Source organism: Mesorhizobium sp. LjNodule214, from assembly GCF_964252735.1.
Taxonomy (GTDB): domain Bacteria; phylum Pseudomonadota; class Alphaproteobacteria; order Rhizobiales; family Rhizobiaceae; genus Mesorhizobium.
Genome location: NZ_CAXUPE020000002.1, coordinates 1,243,537 through 1,263,930 on the forward strand (window position 1 = coordinate 1,243,537; position 20,394 = coordinate 1,263,930).

The 20,394-nt window shown below is 64.1% G+C and carries 20 protein-coding genes and 1 pseudogene; 12 read left to right on the forward strand and 9 right to left on the reverse strand.

Annotated elements, in window-relative coordinates; all coding sequences use genetic code 11:
• Positions 1–112 precede the first annotated feature (112 nt).
• Positions 113–484: an RcnB family protein gene (locus tag ACSQ3Z_RS19685; RefSeq protein ID WP_436172962.1), complete on the reverse strand. Its 372-nt coding sequence runs from the start codon at positions 482–484 to the stop codon at positions 113–115.
• 389 nt (positions 485–873) lie between these two features.
• Here ACSQ3Z_RS19685 and ACSQ3Z_RS19690 point away from each other — a divergent pair, with 389 nt between their 5' ends.
• From ACSQ3Z_RS19690 to ACSQ3Z_RS19700, 3 genes are all read left to right on the forward strand, one after another.
• Positions 874–2,535 carry a Na/Pi cotransporter family protein gene (locus tag ACSQ3Z_RS19690; protein WP_436172963.1) on the forward strand — a complete coding sequence of 554 codons (1,662 nt, stop codon included), beginning with the start codon at positions 874–876 and terminating at the stop codon, positions 2,533–2,535.
• A 233-nt stretch (positions 2,536–2,768) separates the two neighbouring features.
• Positions 2,769–3,029 carry a DUF2061 domain-containing protein gene (locus tag ACSQ3Z_RS19695; protein ID WP_436172964.1) on the forward strand — a complete coding sequence of 87 codons (261 nt, stop codon included), beginning with the start codon at positions 2,769–2,771 and terminating at the stop codon, positions 3,027–3,029.
• Between the two features lie 82 nt (positions 3,030–3,111).
• Positions 3,112–4,293, forward strand: coding sequence for an MFS transporter (locus tag ACSQ3Z_RS19700; RefSeq protein WP_436172965.1), 1,182 nt, complete (start codon positions 3,112–3,114; stop codon positions 4,291–4,293).
• A gap of 6 nt (positions 4,294–4,299) precedes the next feature.
• On the opposite strand, the pseudogene ACSQ3Z_RS19705 reads toward ACSQ3Z_RS19700, so the two are convergent.
• Together ACSQ3Z_RS19705 and ACSQ3Z_RS19710 are read right to left on the reverse strand one after the other, a co-directional pair.
• Positions 4,300–4,850: pseudogene (locus ACSQ3Z_RS19705) on the reverse strand (GNAT family N-acetyltransferase).
• A gap of 57 nt (positions 4,851–4,907) precedes the next feature.
• Complete coding sequence (locus ACSQ3Z_RS19710) at positions 4,908–5,357, reverse strand: GatB/YqeY domain-containing protein (RefSeq protein ID WP_436172966.1); 450 nt, start codon at positions 5,355–5,357, stop codon at positions 4,908–4,910.
• Positions 5,358–5,618: 261 nt separating this feature from the next.
• Here ACSQ3Z_RS19710 and carA point away from each other — a divergent pair, with 261 nt between their 5' ends.
• On the forward strand, positions 5,619–6,824 hold the full coding sequence (gene carA, locus ACSQ3Z_RS19715; RefSeq protein WP_436172967.1) for a glutamine-hydrolyzing carbamoyl-phosphate synthase small subunit: 1,206 nt from the start codon (positions 5,619–5,621) through the stop codon (positions 6,822–6,824).
• Between the two features lie 41 nt (positions 6,825–6,865).
• Here carA and ACSQ3Z_RS19720 read toward each other — a convergent pair whose 3' ends face one another.
• Positions 6,866–8,134, reverse strand: coding sequence for a TCR/Tet family MFS transporter (locus tag ACSQ3Z_RS19720; protein WP_436172968.1), 1,269 nt, complete (start codon positions 8,132–8,134; stop codon positions 6,866–6,868).
• A gap of 153 nt (positions 8,135–8,287) precedes the next feature.
• Complete coding sequence (gene ypfJ / locus ACSQ3Z_RS19725; RefSeq protein ID WP_436172969.1) at positions 8,288–9,217, reverse strand: KPN_02809 family neutral zinc metallopeptidase; 930 nt, start codon at positions 9,215–9,217, stop codon at positions 8,288–8,290.
• A gap of 195 nt (positions 9,218–9,412) precedes the next feature.
• Here ypfJ and ACSQ3Z_RS19730 point away from each other — a divergent pair, with 195 nt between their 5' ends.
• Positions 9,413–11,479: a hypothetical protein gene (locus ACSQ3Z_RS19730; protein WP_436172970.1), complete on the forward strand. Its 2,067-nt coding sequence runs from the start codon at positions 9,413–9,415 to the stop codon at positions 11,477–11,479.
• Positions 11,480–11,527: 48 nt separating this feature from the next.
• Here the strand turns inward: ACSQ3Z_RS19730 and mntR are convergent, their stop codons facing one another.
• Positions 11,528–11,983: a manganese-binding transcriptional regulator MntR gene (gene mntR / locus ACSQ3Z_RS19735; RefSeq protein WP_120014612.1), complete on the reverse strand. Its 456-nt coding sequence runs from the start codon at positions 11,981–11,983 to the stop codon at positions 11,528–11,530.
• Between the two features lie 239 nt (positions 11,984–12,222).
• Between mntR and ACSQ3Z_RS19740 the strand changes: the two genes are divergently transcribed.
• The 3 genes from ACSQ3Z_RS19740 to ACSQ3Z_RS19750 all read left to right on the forward strand — a co-directional run bounded on the left by ACSQ3Z_RS19740 (position 12,223) and on the right by ACSQ3Z_RS19750 (position 15,254).
• Positions 12,223–13,590: an Nramp family divalent metal transporter gene (locus tag ACSQ3Z_RS19740; protein WP_436172971.1), complete on the forward strand. Its 1,368-nt coding sequence runs from the start codon at positions 12,223–12,225 to the stop codon at positions 13,588–13,590.
• Positions 13,591–13,644: 54 nt separating this feature from the next.
• Positions 13,645–14,481 carry a protein-L-isoaspartate O-methyltransferase family protein gene (locus ACSQ3Z_RS19745; RefSeq protein ID WP_436172972.1) on the forward strand — a complete coding sequence of 279 codons (837 nt, stop codon included), beginning with the start codon at positions 13,645–13,647 and terminating at the stop codon, positions 14,479–14,481.
• 122 nt (positions 14,482–14,603) lie between these two features.
• Entirely contained in the window at positions 14,604–15,254 is a 651-nt protein-coding gene (locus ACSQ3Z_RS19750) for a dihydrofolate reductase family protein (RefSeq protein WP_436172973.1), read from the forward strand.
• A gap of 34 nt (positions 15,255–15,288) precedes the next feature.
• Here ACSQ3Z_RS19750 and ACSQ3Z_RS19755 read toward each other — a convergent pair whose 3' ends face one another.
• Positions 15,289–16,197, reverse strand: coding sequence for a LysR substrate-binding domain-containing protein (locus ACSQ3Z_RS19755; protein WP_436172974.1), 909 nt, complete (start codon positions 16,195–16,197; stop codon positions 15,289–15,291).
• A 58-nt stretch (positions 16,198–16,255) separates the two neighbouring features.
• Here ACSQ3Z_RS19755 and ACSQ3Z_RS19760 point away from each other — a divergent pair, with 58 nt between their 5' ends.
• Positions 16,256–16,855 (forward strand): LysE family translocator, encoded by a 600-nt coding sequence (locus tag ACSQ3Z_RS19760; protein ID WP_436172975.1) that lies wholly within the window; start codon positions 16,256–16,258, stop codon positions 16,853–16,855.
• Between the two features lie 19 nt (positions 16,856–16,874).
• Here the strand turns inward: ACSQ3Z_RS19760 and ACSQ3Z_RS19765 are convergent, their stop codons facing one another.
• Positions 16,875–17,669, reverse strand: coding sequence for an SDR family NAD(P)-dependent oxidoreductase (locus tag ACSQ3Z_RS19765; RefSeq protein ID WP_436172976.1), 795 nt, complete (start codon positions 17,667–17,669; stop codon positions 16,875–16,877).
• A 180-nt stretch (positions 17,670–17,849) separates the two neighbouring features.
• Here ACSQ3Z_RS19765 and ACSQ3Z_RS19770 point away from each other — a divergent pair, with 180 nt between their 5' ends.
• Positions 17,850–18,305, forward strand: a complete 456-nt coding sequence (locus ACSQ3Z_RS19770; protein ID WP_436172977.1) for a MarR family winged helix-turn-helix transcriptional regulator — start codon at positions 17,850–17,852, stop codon at positions 18,303–18,305.
• A 24-nt stretch (positions 18,306–18,329) separates the two neighbouring features.
• On the opposite strand, the gene ACSQ3Z_RS19775 is transcribed toward ACSQ3Z_RS19770, so the two are convergent.
• Entirely contained in the window at positions 18,330–19,508 is a 1,179-nt protein-coding gene (locus tag ACSQ3Z_RS19775) for an MFS transporter (protein ID WP_436172978.1), read from the reverse strand.
• 218 nt (positions 19,509–19,726) lie between these two features.
• On the opposite strand from ACSQ3Z_RS19775, the gene ACSQ3Z_RS19780 reads away from it, so the two are divergent.
• Both ACSQ3Z_RS19780 and ACSQ3Z_RS19785 read left to right on the forward strand, forming a co-directional pair.
• Positions 19,727–20,086 (forward strand): ArsR/SmtB family transcription factor, encoded by a 360-nt coding sequence (locus ACSQ3Z_RS19780; protein ID WP_006200050.1) that lies wholly within the window; start codon positions 19,727–19,729, stop codon positions 20,084–20,086.
• A gap of 59 nt (positions 20,087–20,145) precedes the next feature.
• Complete coding sequence (locus ACSQ3Z_RS19785; RefSeq protein WP_436172979.1) at positions 20,146–20,379, forward strand: metallophosphoesterase family protein; 234 nt, start codon at positions 20,146–20,148, stop codon at positions 20,377–20,379.
• Positions 20,380–20,394: the final 15 nt, after the last annotated feature.

Here is a 20,394-nt window from a genome sequence, read left to right on the forward strand (position 1 = left end):
ATCACGCAGGCGGAACACGACGACTCCTAATGCCGACCGTACCCGGTTTTCACAGGGCAAAAAAGGAAGGCGGCCCTGCCGGCCGCCTTCTTGCGGTACAATTCGAGATAGATCAGTGCGCGGCGATGGCGCCGAAGACGATGCCCGACAGGATACTGACCAGCACATAGTCGTTGCCGAGGCGGATCCACTCCTGGCCGGGGCCAGGACGACGCAGGCCATAGCGGCCGTAGTCGCGGATCGCCTGGTGGCGCTTCCAGCTCAAATATCTCCGGCCGTTGCGCCAATGGTTCCGCTTCACCACAACGACCTTCTTCCTCACCACGACTTTCTTCTTCACGACATGCCTGTCGGGCTTCTGCCAGTCGACCTGGCTGTAATTCGACTGCGGCGCGACGGGCGCGTTGAGCGGCGCGGCCTGGCCCGAGAAGGACGTGGCAGCCAACATCGAAGCGGCGACAGCGGAAAGAACGAGACGTTTCATGACAGCTACTCCTTGGTTGTCGATGCCCAAGCAATAGGGTGCCAAGGATGAACCGAAACTGAACGTCAAGATTACGTTTCTGTAATGATTTCCAATATTTACATGATCTAATTCAACGCCACGCTTAGACTTGGCTGGAAACGGATGCGAGAGCCGGGCGGCACGCTTGTCCAGGCGCCGGCCCGCCATGCAACCAAATTGCGGTCCATCCATTTCCGACACGCCCTGTCGCGCGGCAACCGGCATCAGAATCAGTCGGAATTTATTACCCGGCTAAAAGAAATTGGAATAATCTAGGCCTCCGCAATGTCCATGATTCGCGCCCTCTCCTGCTTATTCGACGCCACGGTGACCACGCCGCCGGCACTGGTTGGATCGCGGGGCCAGTCATGAGCGGTTCGGTCGTCCTTTTGCATCTTGCCGGCGCAGTGGCGCTGATGCTGTTCGCCACTCGCCTGGTGAAAACGGGTGTCGAGCGTGCCTATGGCGACGTGCTGCGCCACCGGCTGCGCGCCACCATGCGCAATCCGCTGATGGCGGTCCTTGCCGGCTGCGGCCTGTCGATCGCGCTGCAGAGTTCCACCGCGGTCACCCTGCTCGTCGGCTCCTTCGCCGGGGCGGGCATCGTCTCCGGCATGTCCGGCCAATTGGCAGTGCGCGGCGCCGAGATCGGCTCGGCGCTGGTGGTCAAGCTTCTCACCTTCGACCTGTCGCTGCTGGTGCCGGTCTGCCTTGTCGCCGGTACCGTCATGTTCATGGCCACCGAGCGGCGCGACTGGCGCCAGTTCGGCCGCATCCTGATCGGCATCGGCCTCCTGATCCTGTCGCTGGAAATGATCGGCCAGGCATCGGAACCGCTGCGCCAGAGCACGCTGATGCCGGTCATCGTCAACTACTTCTCTGGCGACCCGGTCACCGCCTACCTTCTGGCGGCGCTGATCACCTGGCTGTTCCATTCCTCGATTGCCGCCGTGCTTTTGATGGTCACGCTGGCCGGCCGTGGCTTCATCCCGCCCGAGCTTGGCATCGTGCTGATGCTCGGCGTCAATCTCGGCTCCTCGATCATTGCGCCGTTGCTCACCCGCAATGCCGAGCCCGGCGTTCGTGTCGTGCCGATCGGCAATCTCCTGATGCGCGGCATGGGCTCGCTGGTCATGCTGATCCTGTTCCTGACCTTCAAGCCACCGGTCGCCTTCCTCGGCGCCGGCGTGCCCGACCAGATCGTCAATGCCCATATCCTGTTCAACGTGCTGATCCTGCTCGCCGGCCTGCCGCTCGCCGGGCTCGTCTACCTCGCTTCGGAGAAGATCGTGGCCCTCGGCGCCAAGTCCGAGCCGGCCGCGCTCGACGTCATCGAACTGTCGGCGCTCAACGAAAGCGCTCTCGACACACCGAGCCAAGCGCTGGCCAATGCCACTCGCGAGGTGGTGCGGGTCTGCGAGACGGTCGAGATCATGCTGAAGCGCATCATCGAGCTCTATGAGAGCGCCGACGCCGACAAGATCAAGGCGCTGGCGGCACTCGACGATCGCGTCGACAAGAAGCATGCGGCGATAAAGCTCTATCTGGCCAAGGTGACCAAGAACCCGCTCTCCGAGGACGAAGCGCTGCGCTGCCAGGAATTGATCGGCGCCTGCGTCAAGCTGGAGCAGGTCGGCGACATCATCGTGCGCAACATGCTGGTGCATGTCAGGAAGAAGCTCGAGCGCGGCCTGGAGTTCACGCCCGAAGGCTGGCGCGAGCTTTGTGCCTTCCACGCCTCGGTGCTCGCCAATGCCAGGCTTGCCTTCAACGTGCTGGTGTCGCGCGATGCCGAGACGGCGCGCCAGTTGGTGCTGGAAAAGGACCGCCTGCGTGACCGCGAGAAGGAAACCAGCGCCAGCCATTTCCTGCGGCTGCGCGACGGCACCGCCAAGAGTGTCGAGACCAGTTCCATCCACCTCGACACCATCCGCGACCTCAAGCAGATCAACTCGCTGCTGGCGTCCATGGCCTATCCGGTGCTGGAGGAACGCGGCCTGCTCGGCGGTTCCCGGCTGAAGGCCGGATAGCCGAAAAAATTGCAGCACCGATATCAACTTGGGAACAAGGTTCCGCTATCGGCGCGAGCGGGAAAATTAGTCTTTGCTCCTCCAGCCATCCGTCGGCTAGAGCAATTCCAGGAAAAGTGTGAAACGGTTTTCCGTCCGGAGTTGCGTCAAAACAAGCGGATCGAGCGGTTCTGCGTTTTCTTGAAACGGTGAACCGCTCTAAGCATCGGACCAGGTCCATCGGGAGGATAGGTTTGGATACCCATTCGCGCAGCTTCGCCAAGGCGCTTTCGTGGCGCGCCACCGGCACCATCGATACGATGATCATCTCGCTCGTCGTCACCGGCAGCATCAAGCTTGCCGCGGCCATCGGCGCCACCGAGGTCGTCACCAAGTCGCTGCTCTATTACCTTCACGAGCGGGCGTGGCTGAAAATTCCTTATGGAAGGAAGACCGTCGCCGAGCCTGATTGGCAGGCGGCCGGAACCGGATTGAACCCAGTCAAGAAAAGCTAAAGCGGCGTCGACAATTTCTGCATTGCCGGCGGCGTCTATCCGTGGTTTGAGGCCAACTCATCCTGGGATCGCTTGCTGCGCCATGCTTCCTTTATTCGCCCTGTTCATTGCCGCCTTCGCCTTCGGCACCACGGAATTCGTCATTGCCGGCGTGCTGCCGCAGGTGGCGGATGGCCTCGGCGTGTCCATCCCCACGTCGGGCTACCTCGTCTCGGGCTACGCCTGCGGCATCGCGATCGGCGGCCCACTGCTGACGCTTGCCACCAAGAGCTTTTCCCGCAAGGCCCTGTTGCTCGGCCTTTCGATAGCGTTCACGATCGGCCAGGCCGCATGCGCGCTGGCGCCCGACTTTGCCTCCATGCTGCTCTTGCGCATTGCGGTCGCCGTGGCGCATGGCGCCTATTTCGGCGTCGCGATGGTGGTTGCCGTCGGCCTCGTCCCCGAGGACAAGCGCGGCATGGCCGTGGCGGTCATCCTGTCCGGCCTCACCGTCTCCAACGTCATCGGCGTGCCGGCCGGCACCGCGATCGGCACTCTGTGGGGCTGGCGCGCCACCTTCTGGGTGATGTGCGCGCTGGGCGTGGTGGCGACCTTGGCCATGCTGGCGCTTTTGCCGCGCACGGCAGGTGCGTCGAACCCACAAGCAGGCTTTGCCCGCGAGGTGCGCGTGTTGGCCCGCCAGCAGGTCTGGACCTCGCTGATCCTGATGCTGATGCTGATGATCGGTCAGTTCACCCTGTTCACCTACATCACGCCGACGCTGCTTGAAGTCACCGGCCTCGACAAGAGCCTGGTGCCCTGGGTGCTTCTGCTCAACGGCGTCGGCGCCACGATCGGCGTCTTCGTCGGCGGGAAACTCTCCGACTGGAAGCTGATGCCGTCGCTCATCACCTTGCTCTGCCTGCAGGCGGTCACGCTTGCGGTGATCTATGCCGTCAGCCCCTATCCCCTGCCGATGATCGTTGCGATCGTCATCTGGGGCGGCCTCAACTTCTCCATCGGCACGCCGATCCAGACCCGCATCCTGGCCTGGACGGCGGATGCATCGAACCTCGCCTCCTCGCTCATCCCCTCTGGCTTCAATGTCGGCATTGCGCTTGCCGCGTCACTCGGCGCCGCCATGCTCAACGCCGGTTACGGCTATCGAGCCTTGCCGGTGGTTGGCGCCATGGCCATGCTGGTAGCAGTGGTGGTGGCGCTGGCCTCCTATGTCTGGGAAGGACGTAGCCGCGCCACGCCGCCGCTGCCGGCAGCAGCAGAATAGCGCAGCCTACAAGTCAATCCGGAACCGCAGGCTCTCCGCTCCGCCATAGGCGGCATCCTCGAAGAAGCGGCCGACGAGCTTGCCGCCATTGGCCAGGATCACCTTGTGCGAGGCCGGATTGTGCGGCTTGGCGGTGATTTCCACATAAGGCAGACCGACCGCCCTCGCCTCGTTCAGCATCAGCCGCACCGCCTCTGTCGCATACCCGCGCCCGCGCTTCCACGGGGCACCACGGCGTAGCCGATATGGCCAAGCACATGCGGCGGCAGCGCCGCTGTGCCGGGCTGCCAGCGAAAGCCGATCGAGCCGGCGACATCGCCGTCCCAGATCCAGCGCCGGAATCCGGGCAGCCGCGGTACTGTCCTGCCGTCGGGCAAAGTAATCGGCGGTTCGGGGTCATCGAGGTCGGCGAGGAAAGCGACCGGATCCTCCGCGATAGCAGCAAGCTGCTCGCGCGTGGCCTCCAGCAGTCGCACATTGTCCGGCGACCAGCCGCGCTCCAGCGCAGCCTTGTAGGACCGCAGATGTACGAGCGCCGGTTTGACGATTTCGATCATGACGACAGCCTACACCGCTCCCAGTTCGCAAACTGGGCGTGACGGGCGGAGAACCTCTTACTGCAGCAGGCTCTTGACGATACCGCTTGCCTTGCCGAAATCCATCTGACCGGCATATTTCTGCTTGAGCGCGGCGATCACCTTGCCCATGTCCTTCTGGCTGGCAGCGCCGGTCGCCGCGATCGCTTCGCGCGCCGCGGCCGTCACCGCGGCATCGTCCAACTGCGTCGGCAGGAAGCCGCGGATGATCTCCATCTCGCCGCGCTCCTGCGCGGCAAGCTCGGGCCGCTTGCCGTCTTCGAAGGCCTTGGCCGATTCTTCGCGCTGCTTCACCATCTTGGCCAGGATCTGCAGGATCTCCTCGTCGCTCGCCGGCTCCTTGCCGGCGCCGCGATTGGCGATGTCGCGGTCGTGGATGGCGGCCTGGATCAGCCGTAGCGTCGGCAGCCGCTGCTTGTCCTGCGCCTTCATCGCGCTCTTCAGGGATTCGGCGATTTTTGCGCGCATGATGCTTTCTCCTTCGATCGGCGCGGACAATAGCCCCGGCGAATGCGCAAGGCAAATCTCGGGGATTCCGGCAAGTCACTGATATTGTTCGACGAAATAAATCTGTGCCGGTCACTGGCTGTATCATTGACCGTTCTGGCGCCTTCCCCTATGTACTCGGCCTTGCATAAGACAATGAATTGATGCGCGGAGGCTCGAGAAATCGCTGCCGCGCTGTTTGCTGCGCAGGACAATCCGCAAGCAGCCTTTAGGAGTGCCGCGATGGCGACGATGACCGCCCCCTGGGCCACCGAGAAGCCGACCGCCTTGCTGGTGCTGGCCGACGGCACCGTCATCGAGGGCCGCGGCCTGGGCGCCACGGGTTCCGCCGTCGCCGAGGTCTGCTTCAACACGGCGCTGACCGGCTACCAGGAAATCCTCACCGACCCGTCCTATGCCGGCCAGATCGTCACCTTCACCTTTCCGCATATCGGCAATATCGGCACCAATGACGAGGACATCGAAGACCTCAACCCGGTCGCCCGCGCCGGCGCCGTCGGTGCCGTGTTCAAGGCCGATGTCACCAACCCGTCCAACTACCGTGCCGCCGGTCATCTCGACCAGTGGCTGAAGAAGCGCGGCATCGTTGCCCTGTCGGGCATCGACACGCGTGCACTCACCGCGCTGATCCGCGAAAAGGGCATGCCCAACGCCGTCATCGCGCACGCGCCCGATGGCGTCTTCGACCTCGACGATTTGAAGCGCCGCGCCGCCGCCTGGTCGGGCCTGATCGGGCTCGACCTCGCCAAGGAGGTCACGTCAGGCCAATCCTCGGTCTGGCGCGAGACGTCCTGGGTCTGGAACGAAGGCTTTGGCGAACAGGTCGAGCCGTCCCTGCATGTCGTCGCCATCGACTACGGCGTCAAGCGCAACATCTTGCGCCTGCTCGCGGGTCTCGGCGCCAAGGTCACCGTGGTACCGGCAAAGACCGGCGCCGAGGAGATCCTCGCCATGCAGCCCGATGGCATCTTCCTCTCCAACGGCCCCGGCGATCCGGAGGCCACCGGCGACTATGCCGTGCCGGTGATCCAGGACCTGCTGAAGACCGACATCCCGGTGTTCGGTATCTGCCTCGGCCACCAGATGCTGGCGCTGGCGCTTGGCGGCAAGACGGCGAAGATGCATCAGGGCCACCACGGCGCCAACCATCCGGTCAAGGACCACACCACGGGCAAGGTCGAGATCGTCTCGATGAACCACGGCTTTGCCGTTGACGCCGACTCGCTGCCCGAGGGCGTCGAGGAAACCCATGTCTCGCTGTTCGACGGTTCGAATTGCGGCATCGCGCTGACCGGCCGGCCGGTGTTTTCGGTCCAGCACCATCCCGAGGCCTCGCCGGGCCCGCAGGATTCGCACTACCTCTTCCGCCGCTTCGTCAATCTGATCCGCGAAAAGCGCGGCGAAGAATTGCTGGCCGAGCGCGCTTAAAGCCGGACGCCGCCCTTCAGCTTCTCCGTGCTTCGCGAATCTCAAACCGCGTCGGTCGCCGTCTCCTGCGCATGCATGCGCTCGACTTCCTTCGGCGTCGGCCTGGCCACTTTGGTGACGAACACGATGAGCGCCAGCGTGAGGAAAATCGCGCCGAGCAGATAAGGCGCGCCACCGAAGGTCACCGGTGCGTTCGGCCCTGTGAACCAGGAAAAGATCCCCGTATAAAGCAGCGGCGTGATGATCGAGGTGATCGAGAAGATCGACGTCATCGCGCCCTGGAGTTCGCCCTGCGCCGACGGCGGCACCTTGGCGGCGGCGAGGCTCCTGAGCGGCGGATCGGCCAACGCTTCGAGGCAGCCGGAGACGATCACCGCATAGATCATCCAGCCTTGCCATGCGAAGGCGTAGCCGAAGGCGCTGAGCGCGGTGAACGCAAGGCCGATGACCGCCGTCCGCCACTCGCCAAGCCTGGGGATCACGCGCGGCAGGACCGTCGCCATGATGATCGCCCCGCACAGGCCGAAGGCACCGAGCGAGAAGCCGATCTGCTGCTCGCTCCAGCCATAGCGGTAATTGGAGACGAACGACCAGACCGCCGGATACATCATGTGGCCGAGCGTCATCAGGAAAAAGACAAGCCCGATCCAGCCGATGCCCTGGTAGTTGCGCATCTGGATGAGCGTGCCGACCGGGTTCGCGCGTTTCCACTCGAAGCGGCGGCGGTGCTTGTCGTCGAGCGTCTCCGGCAAGAAAAACAGCGCAATCATGAAGTTCACGAAAGCCAGCCCGGCGGCGAAATAGAACGGCACGCGCGGCCCGAACGTGCCGAGCAGCCCGCCCAGAACCGGTCCGATGACGAAGCCGACGCCGAAGGCGATGCCGAGCAGGCCGAAATTCTTCGCCCGGTTCTCATCGTTCGAGATGTCGGCGATGAAGGCGGACGTCGTCGAATAGCTCGCGCCGGAAATACCGGCCAGCAGGCGCCCGATGAACAGCATCGGGTACGACCAGGCGACGGCGCAGATCAAATTGTCGATGGAGAAGGTGAGAACTGAGGCGAGCAGGATCGGCCGCCGCCCGAACCGGTCGCTCAAGCCTCCCATGACGGGCGCGAAAACGAACTGCATCGCTGCATAGGCGAAGAGCAGCCAACCACCCTCGATCGCGGCCTCGCTGACGCCGACGCCGGTCAGCTCCTGCAGATAGGCTGGGAGTACCGGCATGATGATGCCGAAGCCGATGATGTCGAGCAGCAGCGTGGTGAAAACGAGCGCAAGGCCCCGCTTGGCGGTTTTGGGGTCGATCATGATGGCATCTCCTCGGGCCGCCCCGGGGCAAAGGCGGACGCACTTTATAGGCGAGCGCCCGACCGGGAACAATAAGGGAACGAGCAGGATGCTTCCATCCTGACATCCCCTGACGGCTATGCCGCCGTCAGATCAGCGAGAAAACCGGGCGCTTCAGATCGGATTGTTGAAGGTATCACAATCCGAAAGCTTGCCACTCTTGTAGCCGCGCGCCAGCCAGGTCTGCCGCTGCTGCGAGGTGCCGTGGTTGAAGCTTTCCGGCACGACATAGCCCTGCATCTTCTTCTGCAGCGTGTCGTCGCCGATCTGCCTGGCGGCGTTCAACGCCGATTCCATGTCGCCCTGTTCGAGAATGCCCTTCTGCGCGGTGAAATGCGCCCACACGCCGGCGAAGCAGTCGGCCTGGAGCTCGACCTGCATTGACATGTGGTTGGCGTCGGCCTCGCTCATGCCTTGCCGCATCTTGTTGAACTTGGGCAGGATGCCGGTGAGGTTCTGCACGTGGTGGCCGACCTCATGCGCGATCACATAGGCCCGGGCAAACTCCCCGGAAGCGCCGAACTGCTGGTCGAGCTGCTGGAAGAACGTCATGTCGAGATAGACCTTGTGGTCGCCGGGACAATAGAACGGCCCGGCGGCCGACGAGGCAAAGCCGCAGGCCGAGCGGATCTGGCTGCTGAACAGCACCAGTTTCGGATCCTCATAGGTCAGGCCGTTGGCCTGGAAGATGCCTTTCCAGGTGTCCTCGGTTTCGGCAAGCACGGTCGATACGAACTGCTTCATCTCGTCCGAAGCCGGGGCGCCGGTGCCACCATCCTGCGAGCCGCTGTTGTCGGTGATCTGGCCGCCGCCACCCGGCGCGCCGCTGTCGCCTCCGCCCAGTATCTGCGACGGATCGAAGCCGAAATACCACCCGGCCAGCACAACCAGGATTACGATAAAGATGCTCGAACCACCGCCGGTGCGTCCACCGATCGGGATGCGGAACTGGCCCGGGCTGTCGCCGCCCAATCCACCGCCGCCACCGCTGTCGCTGCGCTGGTCCTCGACATTGTCACTCTGACGACGGCCTCTCCAGAGCATGGCAACTCCCTGCGATGCGAATTTCCAAACGATCAGGACGGCATCCCGATGCCGGCCACACCCAACAAATAATTATCCCAATGGTTGCAGCAAGTCACAGCATTTTTCGCGCCGGATGGCGTGCGGCTTCACCGCTCTGGCCGAGACGGCGCAAGGTCTGTAGCATGCGTGTCAACAAGGGGTTGCGAGGGGCGCTTGCGGACAATTGGCCGGTTCCTGCTGTTGCTGGCGGCATTGATGGGTCCAGGCATCGGGACAGCCCGTGCCGTCACCCTCGATTCCAGCGTCGCCATCACTGACCCCGAGACGCTGCAGGCGCTCGAGCGCGGCGGCCTTTCGATCAGCCGCCTGCTCGGGCCGGCGCTTGGGCTGACGCGTGACGTCGACAATCGCGGCCTGTTTTCGGTGCGCGCGCTGACCCCGGTCCGCAACGCCGTCAAACAGCAGATCGCCGACGAGCCCGGCAGCAGCCCCGACCCCTATGTCGCGGCACTGGCAAAGTCGAAGGACACCAGCCAGAAATTCAACCCGAAATACATCGACGACGACGGCTCGACGCTCGACCTCACCGGCGTAGTCAACCGCATGGATCGCGGCTATCTCGGCCATACCGAATGCGGCGAGATCAGGCTGATCTACCGCTTCCACTATTCGGTCGAGGAAAAGCCTGGGCAGCGCATCTCGTCCCGCCTGCCGCTGACCATGAGCCTGGTCTTCAACGCCAAGCCCACGGCTGCCGCGGATCGCGCTTCGAAGGACCGGCCGCGCTCGACCAGCGTCTCCTGCGCGGATGTTGCAGAGCGCTGGCTGGCTGCCGGACAGAAGGACCTTCCGCCTGACCAGTTGGCGGCCTGGCTGCGCTCCGACGAAGGTCCGCTCTCCGGCGCGATGCTCAATTCCTCGCAGATCATGCGGCTTGAGCTCAACATGCAGGTGCTGCGCCTGTCGGCCTCGACCCGCCGCGACTTCGGCGGCCACGCCGAGTATCTGCTCAAGATCTTCAAATGGGATCCGGCGACTTCCACCTTCCAGGAATCGCGGATGGAGAACCAGATCGACCGCAGGCTGGTGCTCGCCGACAGGCAGGCTTTCTTGAAATGGCTGCTCACCGACCGCAACATCTACGACCTCGATCGCGGCCGGCTGGTCATCGACGAGAAATTCCTGGCGACCAGCGCCGTCTCGGTGGCGCCGGGCGGCATGAGCCGCTCCCAGAACAACATCGCCTACGGATTGCTTGATGACGATGATGTCGACAAGGCGCTGAAGGACTATGTCGCCAGGGGCAATACGCTGCGCACCGTGAAATCGGTGGCCGGCTTCAATCTGCGTCTCAACGAGATGACCTGTACCGGCTGCCATCAGACGCACGGCATTGCCGGCTTCCACTATACCGGCGCCGATCCGGCGAGCGAACCGCGCCGCAACGCCGTCTTCGTACCGGGCTCGGCCGTCTTCTTCGCCGACCTGCCGCGAAGGCGCGCTATCGTCGAACAGTTCGCCGCCGGCAGGCATCCCGATTTCAGTCGAGGCTTCGCCGCCCGTCCGGATCAGAAATACGCCGAAGCGCTGAAGGGCGCCGACCTCTACAATGGCTGGGGCTCGATCTGCTATCGCGGCACGGACGCCAGCTTCAAGGACTGGAGCTGCGGCGAAAGCCTGCGTTGTGCCGGTGTCCATGAGAGCGCCATCCATCCGGGCTTCGGCACCTGCGTCAGCGAAGCAGGGACCGCGGTCGGCGACCCGGTCGAGTTCGGCGAGATAAAAATGTCGAAATGGGGCAGCGACCAGTATTGCCGTCTGTCGCCGGCCACCGCGAAGGCCTGCGCCATCGACCCGGCCAGGGACAAGAAGCCGCTGGTGAAGGTCGCCGGCTATGGCGCGGCGCGCCAGCGCTACGACAATCCCGAACAGAAGACGGGCGGTTTTCCAGGCGGCATGTTGCGCAAGGCGAGCTGTGACAAGCTACCCGAGGAAGCAACCTGCGGCCGGCTTGCCAAGACCGGCTTCAACGACTGCATCGGCTCCGGCAAGGATCACAAATTCTGCACCAGGGAATTCACCAAGACCGCCGGCCTGCGCGCCTGCGACAAGGCGCATCCCTGTCGCGAGGACTATATCTGCACCGCCGGCTATGACGATCTGGCGGAAGCAAAGCCCGGCAAGGGCACCTGCATCCCGCCCTATTTCATCTTCCAGTTCCGCGTCGACGGCCACCCGCGCAGCTGGGTCCAGGACACGCAGGACCAGGACGTGGACTAGCCGCCCGCGAGAAGCTCGATCAGGGGAAACGCTTTTGGCAAACCGCAATCAGCGCGCCGCCGTCATCGCCTTGCGAAACGCTTCGAGCGTTTCGGCGCTGACATGGTGCTCGATGCCCTCGGCATCGATGCGCGCGGTTTCCGCGCTGACGCCGAGCGAGCGCAGGAAGGCCTCGACCGTCTGGTGGCGGATGCGGCTCTCCTCGGCGACCTTGCGGCCGGCCTCGGTCAGGAACACGCCGCGATAGGGTTTTCTGGAAACCAGTCCCTCGGTGCAGAGCCTGGTGAGCATTTTGGCCACGGTCGGTTGAGCGACGCCGAGCCTTGCCGCTATGTCGACCTGCCGTGCCTCGTTGCCGTCCTCGATCAGGTCGGCGATCAGCTCGACATAGTCTTCGACGAGCGCGCTGCGGCGTGCTTCACGCGTCTGCCGAAACCCTTGCGAATGAACGTCAGCGTCGGGAAGCGGCTTTTCGCGTCGAACCGGTCTGTTCCTCAACGCCAATACGCGCTCCTCCTTGGCTGCTTGAAGTCTGAATCGGCTCCGCACTCATAGCACGGACCCGGGTGGTCTGGCCGTTTATTTGCATTCCAGGGCAGGCGCAACCGGCGTTTGCGGTTATCCGTCCGGGGGCATCGATCGGCACATCACAAAAGCATGATCGATGAAACATAGCATATTGCATAATGTTGAGCCTCGGCATAAGTAGGAAGCACAGCCATCCATTCAAGCGGACCCCCTCCATGTCAGACGCCGAAGCCACCGTAGAACTCCGATCCACGTGGCGATTTGCCAGGCCGGACGAAGACGACCAGCCCAGCCTGCGCGAGGTCAACGCCTCGATCGCCGTGCCGCAGTCCGGCTTCTGGCTGCGCCGGCTGTTCGCCTTCATGGGACCGGGCTACATGGTTTCGGTCGGTTACATGGACCCCGGCAATTGGGCGACTGACCTCGCCGGCGGCGCTCAGTTCGGCTACACGCTGCTGTTCATCATCATGCTGTCGAACCTGATGGCGATCCTGCTGCAGGCGCTTGCCGCCAGGCTCGGCATCGCCACCGGCCGCGACCTTGCCCAAGCCTGCCGCGCCTATTATCCCCGACCTGTCAATTTCCTGCTGTGGATCGCCTGTGAACTGGCCATCATCGCCTGCGACCTCGCCGAAGTCATCGGCACGGCGATCGCCCTGCAGCTTCTGTTCGGCATTCCGCTGATCGGCGGCGCCATCATCACCGCGCTCGACGCCTTCCTGCTGCTTCTCTTGATGAACAAGGGCTTCCGTTTCCTCGAAGCCTTCATCATTGCGCTGTTGATCATCATCTTCGGCTGCTTCGCCATCCAGATCTTTGCCGCCGCGCCGCCGGTCGGCTCGATCCTGCATTCGATGTTCGTGCCGTCGTCCGCAATCGTCACCAACCCGGAGATGCTCTACATCGCCATCGGCATCATCGGCGCCACCGTGATGCCGCATAACCTCTATCTGCACTCCTCGATCGTGCAGACCCGCGCCTATGAGCGTACCGAGGCCGGCAAGCGCGACGCCATCAAATGGGCGACCACGGACTCGACCATCGCGCTCATCCTGGCGCTGTTCGTCAACGCCTCCATCCTGATCGTGGCCGCGGTGGCCTTCCACAGCACCGGCCACCAGGACGTCGCCGAGATCGGCCAGGCCTTCGAATTGCTGTCGCCGCTGCTCGGCCTCGGCATCGCCTCGATCCTGTTCGCCGTGGCGCTGCTGGCTTCCGGCCTCAACTCCACCGTCACGGCAACGCTTGCCGGCCAGATCGTCATGGAAGGGTTCCTGCGCCTGCGCATCCCGCAATGGGCGCGCCGCCTGTTGACGCGCGGCATCGCCATCATTCCGGTGGTGATCGTTACTGCGCTCTACGGCGAAAAGGGAACCGGTCAACTTCTGGTTCTCAGCCAGGTGATCCTGTCGATGCAACTGCCCTTCGCGGTGGTGCCGCTGGTGCAGTTCGTGTCCGACAAGAAGAAGATGGGCAATCTCGCCATCCCCCGCAGCGTCGCCGCCCTTGCCTGGGTGGTCGCCGCCATCATCCTGGTGCTCAACTTCAAGCTGCTCTACGACACCGTCGTCGGCTTCGGCTGAGTTTCTTCCAGCCATCGCGACAAACCTGCGGCCTGCGCTATCTTCTGCAGCGCCATGAACAGGATCGAGGACGCCAGAAGGTTCTACGCGCGGCTGATGGCGGCCCATGCCGCATCAGCCGATCCGCGTCTCGAGGAGGTGATCGCCGCGGTGCCGCGCGAGGCCTTTCTCGGTCCCGGGCCATGGACCATCATCGCCGGTGACGGCAAGGTCGAAACGCCGAGTGCCGATCCGGTTCACATCTACCAGAACGTGCTGGTGGTGCTCGACGCCGACAAGGGCATCAACAATGGCGAACCGTTCCTGCACGCCATGTGGATCGGCAGGATCGCGCCAAAGCCTGGCGAGGCCGTCACCCATATTGGTGCCGGCACCGGCTATTACACCACCATCTTGGCGAAGCTGGTGGCGCCAGGCACCGTCACCGCCATCGAGCTGAATGCTGGCCTCGCCGCCCGGGCGAGGAAAAACCTCGAACCCTATGGAAATGTTTCGGTTGTCCATGGCAACGCCGTCGAAAGTGAACTGCCGCCTTCCGACATAATCTATGTCAATGCCGGTGTCGTGGCGCCGCCTTCTCCCTGGCTGAAGGCGCTCAAGCCCGGCGGCCGCTTGATCTTCCCATGGCGTCCAGCCGAGCGCGTCGGCCTGGCGATGGTAGTGACCCGCACCGTGCAGGGTTTGGCCTGCGATCCGTTCATGGGCTCATGGTTCATCCCTTGCGTCGGCGCCTCGCTTACTGGCCCGGCGGCGAAGATCCCCGACCGAGAAAAGGCCGCGAGCAGCCGCTCGATCTGGTTGACGGCCGACAAGAAGCCGGACCGCACGGCCACCGCCATCATCGGTGATGTCTGGTTCTCGTCGCGGGCCCTCGGCAGGCGGCGGCGATGAGCACGGCTCAACAGCTAGGGCCACGGAAATTTATCCGGTCTCTGTCGGACAACCGTCCGCTCACCCGCCCTTAGGCCGAAACCCGGCCCTGACGGCACGGATCATCGAAAGGGAGAAGTCCAATGAGAAAGATCATCGCCGCCACATTCGTCAGCCTCGACGGCGTCATGCAGGCGCCCGGTGGACCGGAAGAGGACCCGGTCGGCGGCTTCGAATTCGGCGGCTGGACGTTCCACTACTGGGACGATTTGATGGGCGCCGCCATGGACGAAACATTCGCCAAGCCCTTCGCGCTGCTGCTCGGCCGCAAGACCTACGACATCTTCGCCGCGCATTGGCCTTATAGCACCGGCCCGATCGCCGACAGCTTCAATGCCGTCACCAAATATGTGGCGACGCACCGGCCGGAGACGCTCACCTGGCAGAACACCCAGTTGCTCGGCGACGACGTCGTGGCGACGCTGCGCCAACTCAAGCAGGAGGACGGTCCGGACCTGCTCATCCAGGGATCGAGCGAGCTGATCCAGACCTTGCTCGCCAACGATTTGATCGATGAGATCAGCCTGTTGATCTTCCCGCTGGTGCTGGGCAAGGGCAAGCGGCTGTTCGGCAGCGGCACGATACCCGCCGCCTTCAAGCTCACCAAGTCGCAGGCGTCGAGCACCGGCGTCATCATGGCAAGCTATGAACGATCAGGCGAGATCAGGACCGGCTCGTTCGCTCAGGACAAGCCTTCGGAGGCCGAACTCGCGAGACGCAAGAACTGGAAGTAGCGGATCGGACTTGCAGAACCTGGGTTCTGCTTGGTCACGCCGCCTGTTGCCGCCGCGCCAACCCGTCGCGGATGTGGGCGGCAAACTCCCGCGCGGCAGGCGCGATGCCGTGCCTGGGCAGATGCAAGTTGATCGCGAAATTCGGCAGGGCCGGCAGGTCGGCATCGGCAGACAAAATCTCGAGGTCCGCCGGCACCGTCGAGACCAGCCAGGTGGTAACGGCGAGGTCCGAGCGCACCGTTGCCGTCGTCGCGTCGATATTGCCGTTTTCGAACACGGTGCGCCATTCCAGCCCATGTTCGTCGAGCGCTGAAATCACCGCCGGGCGGAAGGCGCAGGTGTCGGCCACCATCGACACCGGCAAGGGACGCTTTTGGCGGGCGACACCGCCTCTGGCGCCGACCCAGACCAATCGGTCGATGAGAAGGCATTCGCCGGCGGACGAGCCGACCCGCTCTTCGATGACGGCGAGGTCGATCGTCCCGGCTGCCAAAGCCGCCGCAAGCTCGGGCGAGGAGGCGCAGGACAGCGATATCTCGATCTGCGGATACGCCCCGGCATAGGCCTTCAGCACCGGCGCCAAAAGTGTGCCGACAAGGTCGTAAGGCACGCCGAGCCGCACCTGTCCGGCTACCGCATTGCCCACCATCTCCGTCCAGATCTCGTCATTGAGCGACAGCAGGCGCTTGCCTTTGCCGAACAGCCGTTCGCCGGTGCGCGTCAGTCGCAATCCGCGCCGGTCGCGTTCGAACAGGCTGGAGCCCAAAAGATCCTCCAGCCGCTTGACCTGCTGGCTGACGGCGCCTTGCGTCAGATGCAGCGCATTCGCCGCCGCCGTCATGCTGGCCTTGTCGGCGACGGTGACGAAGGTGCGGATCAGGGCGGTGTCGAGATTGCGGATCATGCTTGCATTATGAATGCTAATGTCATCCATGGCAAACATTGCATTTACTGATGTCAAACAATCCCTAGAAATGCTGGTTTCCACAAAGGGAAACAGCATGCTTGAGGCCATCTTTCCCCTCATCCTGTTCGCATTGGTCTCCACCTCGACTCCCGGCATCGCCACGACCTTGTCGACGGCATCCGGGGCGCAGTTCGGCTTTCGCCGTTCCATTCCGCTGATGGCCGGCAGCGCCGCTGGCCTCGCTTCGGTGGCGGCCGCCGGTGCCGCCGGGCTTGCCGGCCTTCTTGCTGCCGTGCCGTCGCTGCAACTGGCGATGAAGATCGCCGGATCGGCCTATCTGGTCTGGCTTGCCTTCAAGATCGGCCGCAGCGGCCCGCCCAATCTCGATGTGTCGATGGCAAAGCCCAACAGCTTCTTCGGCGGTGCGAGCGTGCAATGGATGAACCCGAAAGGCTGGGCCATGGGGCTGGGCGCCGCGGCCTCCTTCGCAGCGCTCGCCGACGGCCCGCTTCAGCTCGCGCTGCTGCTCGGCGCCGTCTTCGGCCTTGCAGCCGCGTTGTCGCTTTCGCTGTGGTGCGTGGCCGGCACGCTGCTTGCGCGGCTGCTCAAGACGGAGCGGCAATGGCGGGCGCTCAACATCCTGCTTGGTCTGGTGCTCGCCGCCTCGATCGTGCCGATGTGGCGACCGGCCTGAGACCGGCCGCCTTAGTGTTTCAAGTCGCGTAGCGCGCCGCCGGCTTGCCGGCGATCAGGCTGACATAAAAACTGTCCCTGGCGCCGATGAACGCATCGAGCTTGGCCGGATCGGCGAGCCCCGGCGCGGTGACCGTCTCGCCCTGGGCAAAGCCGGCAAGCGCGGCATCGACCAGATCGTCAACGGTCATCACCCAGTCCTGGTTGAGAGAGTTGAGATCGGCGCCGGCCAATTCCCAGAAGTCGGTGCGGATCGGTCCGGGCAGCACGACCTGCACCTTCACCTCGGTGTCGGCGACCTCGCGCTGCAGCGCCTCGGTGAAGTTGACGACATAAGCCTTGGTGCCGCTGTAGATGCCGCCGATTGCCGTGCCATAGGCGGCCACCGAGGCAATGTTGACGATGGCGCCGCGATTGCGTGCGAGCAGCCCCGGCAGCACCGCTCGTGTGAGCCTGGTCAGCGCCACGACATTGACCTTGATCATGCGCTCGGTCGCATCGGCATCGGCGTCTGCCACGACCTGCTGGCCGCCGAGGCCGGCATTGTTGACGAGCAGCGTCACGCTCTCATCGGTGGCGATCGCCTGCTCGACCCGGCGAACATCGCCATCGTCGGAGAGATCGGCGCCGATCACCTTGGCCTTGCGGCCATAGGCATAGCCCAGCCTGTCCGCCAGTTCCTGCAGCCGGTCGGCGCGCCGCGCCACCAGCACCAGGTCGTAACCCTGTGCGGCCAGCCGATCCGCATAGACCGCGCCGATGCCCGATGAGGCGCCGGTGATGACAGCCGTGCCCTTGTTGTCCTTCGTGCTCATTGTCGTGTTCCTTTTGCTACCAAGCGCGACGAGCCCCACGGCGCTCGTCCGTGTCAGATTTCAATTGGTGGCATATGCCACTTTTGCCGAAGTAGGTATATGCCACTATCTTGTCAACGGCGGCGACAAAAACTATTTCTGCGGCAGGTCGGCGGATCCATTCGCCGGCAAGGAGTTGTCATGACCAAAGCCGCCCTGCCCGGCCTCACCCTTTGCAACAACGCCACGCTGCGGCGCGCCGGGCGCAAGCTCGGCCGGTTCTACGACGATGTGTTGGCGCCTTCGGGCCTGAAGGGCACGCAATACGGCCTGCTCTACCAGATCCATATCGGCAGCGGGCCGGCGATGGGCGCCATAGCCGAGGCGCTGATCATGGACCTGTCGGCGCTCGGCCACACGCTGAAGCCGCTGATCCGCGACGGCTATGTCGAGACCTTCGCCGACAAGGACGACCGCCGCGTCAAGCGTGTGCGGCTGACGCCGCAGGGCCGGGCCAAGCTCGACGAAGCGATGAAACTGTGGCGCATCGCCCAGCAGCGTTTCGAAGCGATAGTCGGCAAGGACGAGGCGGCGGAGCTGCGCGCGGCGCTTGATGCAATCGCCGCGCTGGATTTCGATATGCCGCCGGCCAGATAAGCGGCCGGCGGACTTTCTAGAAGACTACTCCGCCGGAACCGCGACCGGCCGCGCCAGCATCCGCCCGGCCAACAGGACGCCGAGCCCGATCAACGGGAACGCCGCGGCGATCAGGCCGAGATCGGCCGGCGCGCCGTAACGCAGCACGGCACCGCCGACCACCGCGCCCAGCGCCACGCCGAGATAGAGCGCCGAGGCATTGAGCGACAGCACGATCGGAGCGGCATCAGGCGCGAGCTTGATGATGCGGCTGGCCTGCGCCGGCGGGAAGGCCCAGCCGACGATGCCCCACGGCACCATCATCGCCATCAGCGCCGGCCCGGCAATGTGGTGCGGCAGGAAGGTCGGGATGACCGACAGCATGACCAGCATGGCCGCGCTCAGCGCCAGCGACCAGCCGACGGTACGCGTCGCGCCGAAACGGTCCGCAGCCTGCCCGCCGGCGATGTTGCCGATGACGGCGCCGACGCCGAAGGCGAGCAGCATGCCTGGCAGTGCCATCGAGCTCAGGCCGCCACCTTCGATGGCCAGAGGCGCAACATAGGAAAAGACGGTGAAGGCGCCGATCAGTGCCAACATCGTCGTCAGCAGGATCGGCATCACGCCGGGACGCAGCGCGGCCGCCAGCCTGCGCTTCAGCGGCAGCCTGGTGCCGACGATGCCGCGCGGCAGCCGGTACCACAGGATCGCGCCGGCGAGCGCGCCGAGACCGGCGATGGCAAAGAAGGTGCCACGCCAGCCGGCAACGGTCGCGACAAGCGCGCCCAGCGGCGCACCGAGGGCAACGGCCACCGTGGTGCCGCCGACGACGACGGCAATGGCGCGAGCCCGGTGATGATCATCGACCAGCGCCACCGCCGTGCCTTGCGCGGTCGCGGCGAACAGGCCCGACGACAGCGCCATGATGATGCGGGCGATCAGCAGCAATTCGAAGGACGAGCTCAGCGCCGCCACCAGATTGCCGAGCACGAAAAACACCAGCGTCCACAGGATGACACGGCGCCGGTCCCATTCGCCGGTCAGCGTCGCCAGGATCGGCGTGCCGACCGCATAGGCGAGCGCGAAAGCGGTGATCAGCGTGCCGGCGAGCGGAATGGAGATTCCGGCATCGGTTGCGATGTCGGGCAGAAGGCTGGAGATGACGAAGCCTTCGGTCGAGATCGTGAACGATCCGAGCGCGAGCCAGAAGAGGCGCTTGTCCATGGCGGGATGTCATTAGTTCAAAAGTTATTGAACAATTGGACATAAACGGGCATGATGTCAATGAAGCCACGGAAAAATAGCTGAAGCCTGCTGACAGCCCTGTGTCAGGACAAGCGGTGGGTTCAATAAACTCTTTGCACCCGCCATGAGACGCTGTGTGCAGCCACTGACGGAGGAGACGCGTTGAAATCGGCCCCGATTATGCTTAATTCCTGCCCATGACACTGCCCCACCCCAACGCTGACCAGATCAGCCTGCCGATCGTGCTCGCCGTGCTCGGCGATCCGACCAGGCTCGCCATCGTGCGCTATCTCGCCAGCAAGGAAGGCGTCGCTCTGAACTGCAGCCAGTTCCTCGATCTCGGCTCCAAGACCAATCTCAGCTACCATCTGGCCAAGTTGCGCGAGGCTGGCGTCACCCGTGCCGAAGTGGTCGGCACCAACCGGATGATCACGCTGCGCCGCGCCGATCTCGACGCCCGCTTCCCCGGCCTGCTCGACAGCGTCATTGCAGCCGCCGGCGAAGACAAGGCGCTGCCGGCAGTCGGCGGCGCCGACGAGATCGAAATCCAGGCCTAGGGCTATTCCTCCCCGCTATGCGGGGGCGAGGAAACACTGCCTCACCACCGGAGCTTTCCATGCGCATCGCAGTCCTCGCCGACATCCATGGCAACGTCCTTGCATTGGATGCCGTGCTCGACGATCTCAGGCGCCGCGGCGGCGCTGATCTCACCGTCAATCTCGGCGACTGCGTCTCCGGCCCGCTCTGGCCGCGCGAGACTTTTGAGCGGCTGCAGGCGCTCGACCTGCCGACGGTGCGCGGCAACCACGACCGCCGCGTCGCCGTCGACCCGGCCGACGAAACCATGTGACCCTCCGACCGCTAT

What these genes read in the sequence shown, in the direction of transcription:
- ACSQ3Z_RS19720 (WP_436172968.1), bottom strand. Translation starts at nt 8,134, where the DNA reads ATGATCGACCCCAAAACCGCCAAGCGGGGCCTTGCGCTCGTTTTCACC.
- ACSQ3Z_RS19710 (WP_436172966.1), bottom strand. Translation starts at nt 5,357, where the DNA reads ATGCGCGCAAAAATCGCCGAATCCCTGAAGAGCGCGATGAAGGCGCAG.
- ACSQ3Z_RS19785 (WP_436172979.1), top strand. Translation starts at nt 20,146, where the DNA reads ATGCGCATCGCAGTCCTCGCCGACATCCATGGCAACGTCCTTGCATTG.
- ACSQ3Z_RS19770 (WP_436172977.1), top strand. Translation starts at nt 17,850, where the DNA reads ATGACCAAAGCCGCCCTGCCCGGCCTCACCCTTTGCAACAACGCCACG.
- carA (WP_436172967.1), top strand. Translation starts at nt 5,619, where the DNA reads ATGGCGACGATGACCGCCCCCTGGGCCACCGAGAAGCCGACCGCCTTG.
- ypfJ (WP_436172969.1), bottom strand. Translation starts at nt 9,217, where the DNA reads ATGCTCTGGAGAGGCCGTCGTCAGAGTGACAATGTCGAGGACCAGCGC.
- ACSQ3Z_RS19750 (WP_436172973.1), top strand. Translation starts at nt 14,604, where the DNA reads ATGAGAAAGATCATCGCCGCCACATTCGTCAGCCTCGACGGCGTCATG.
- ACSQ3Z_RS19690 (WP_436172963.1), top strand. Translation starts at nt 874, where the DNA reads ATGAGCGGTTCGGTCGTCCTTTTGCATCTTGCCGGCGCAGTGGCGCTG.
- ACSQ3Z_RS19755 (WP_436172974.1), bottom strand. Translation starts at nt 16,197, where the DNA reads ATGTTTGCCATGGATGACATTAGCATTCATAATGCAAGCATGATCCGC.
- ACSQ3Z_RS19700 (WP_436172965.1), top strand. Translation starts at nt 3,112, where the DNA reads ATGCTTCCTTTATTCGCCCTGTTCATTGCCGCCTTCGCCTTCGGCACC.
- ACSQ3Z_RS19685 (WP_436172962.1), bottom strand. Translation starts at nt 484, where the DNA reads ATGAAACGTCTCGTTCTTTCCGCTGTCGCCGCTTCGATGTTGGCTGCC.
- ACSQ3Z_RS19745 (WP_436172972.1), top strand. Translation starts at nt 13,645, where the DNA reads ATGAACAGGATCGAGGACGCCAGAAGGTTCTACGCGCGGCTGATGGCG.
- ACSQ3Z_RS19775 (WP_436172978.1), bottom strand. Translation starts at nt 19,508, where the DNA reads ATGGACAAGCGCCTCTTCTGGCTCGCGCTCGGATCGTTCACGATCTCG.
- ACSQ3Z_RS19740 (WP_436172971.1), top strand. Translation starts at nt 12,223, where the DNA reads ATGTCAGACGCCGAAGCCACCGTAGAACTCCGATCCACGTGGCGATTT.
- ACSQ3Z_RS19760 (WP_436172975.1), top strand. Translation starts at nt 16,256, where the DNA reads ATGCTTGAGGCCATCTTTCCCCTCATCCTGTTCGCATTGGTCTCCACC.
- ACSQ3Z_RS19765 (WP_436172976.1), bottom strand. Translation starts at nt 17,669, where the DNA reads ATGAGCACGAAGGACAACAAGGGCACGGCTGTCATCACCGGCGCCTCA.
- ACSQ3Z_RS19780 (WP_006200050.1), top strand. Translation starts at nt 19,727, where the DNA reads ATGACACTGCCCCACCCCAACGCTGACCAGATCAGCCTGCCGATCGTG.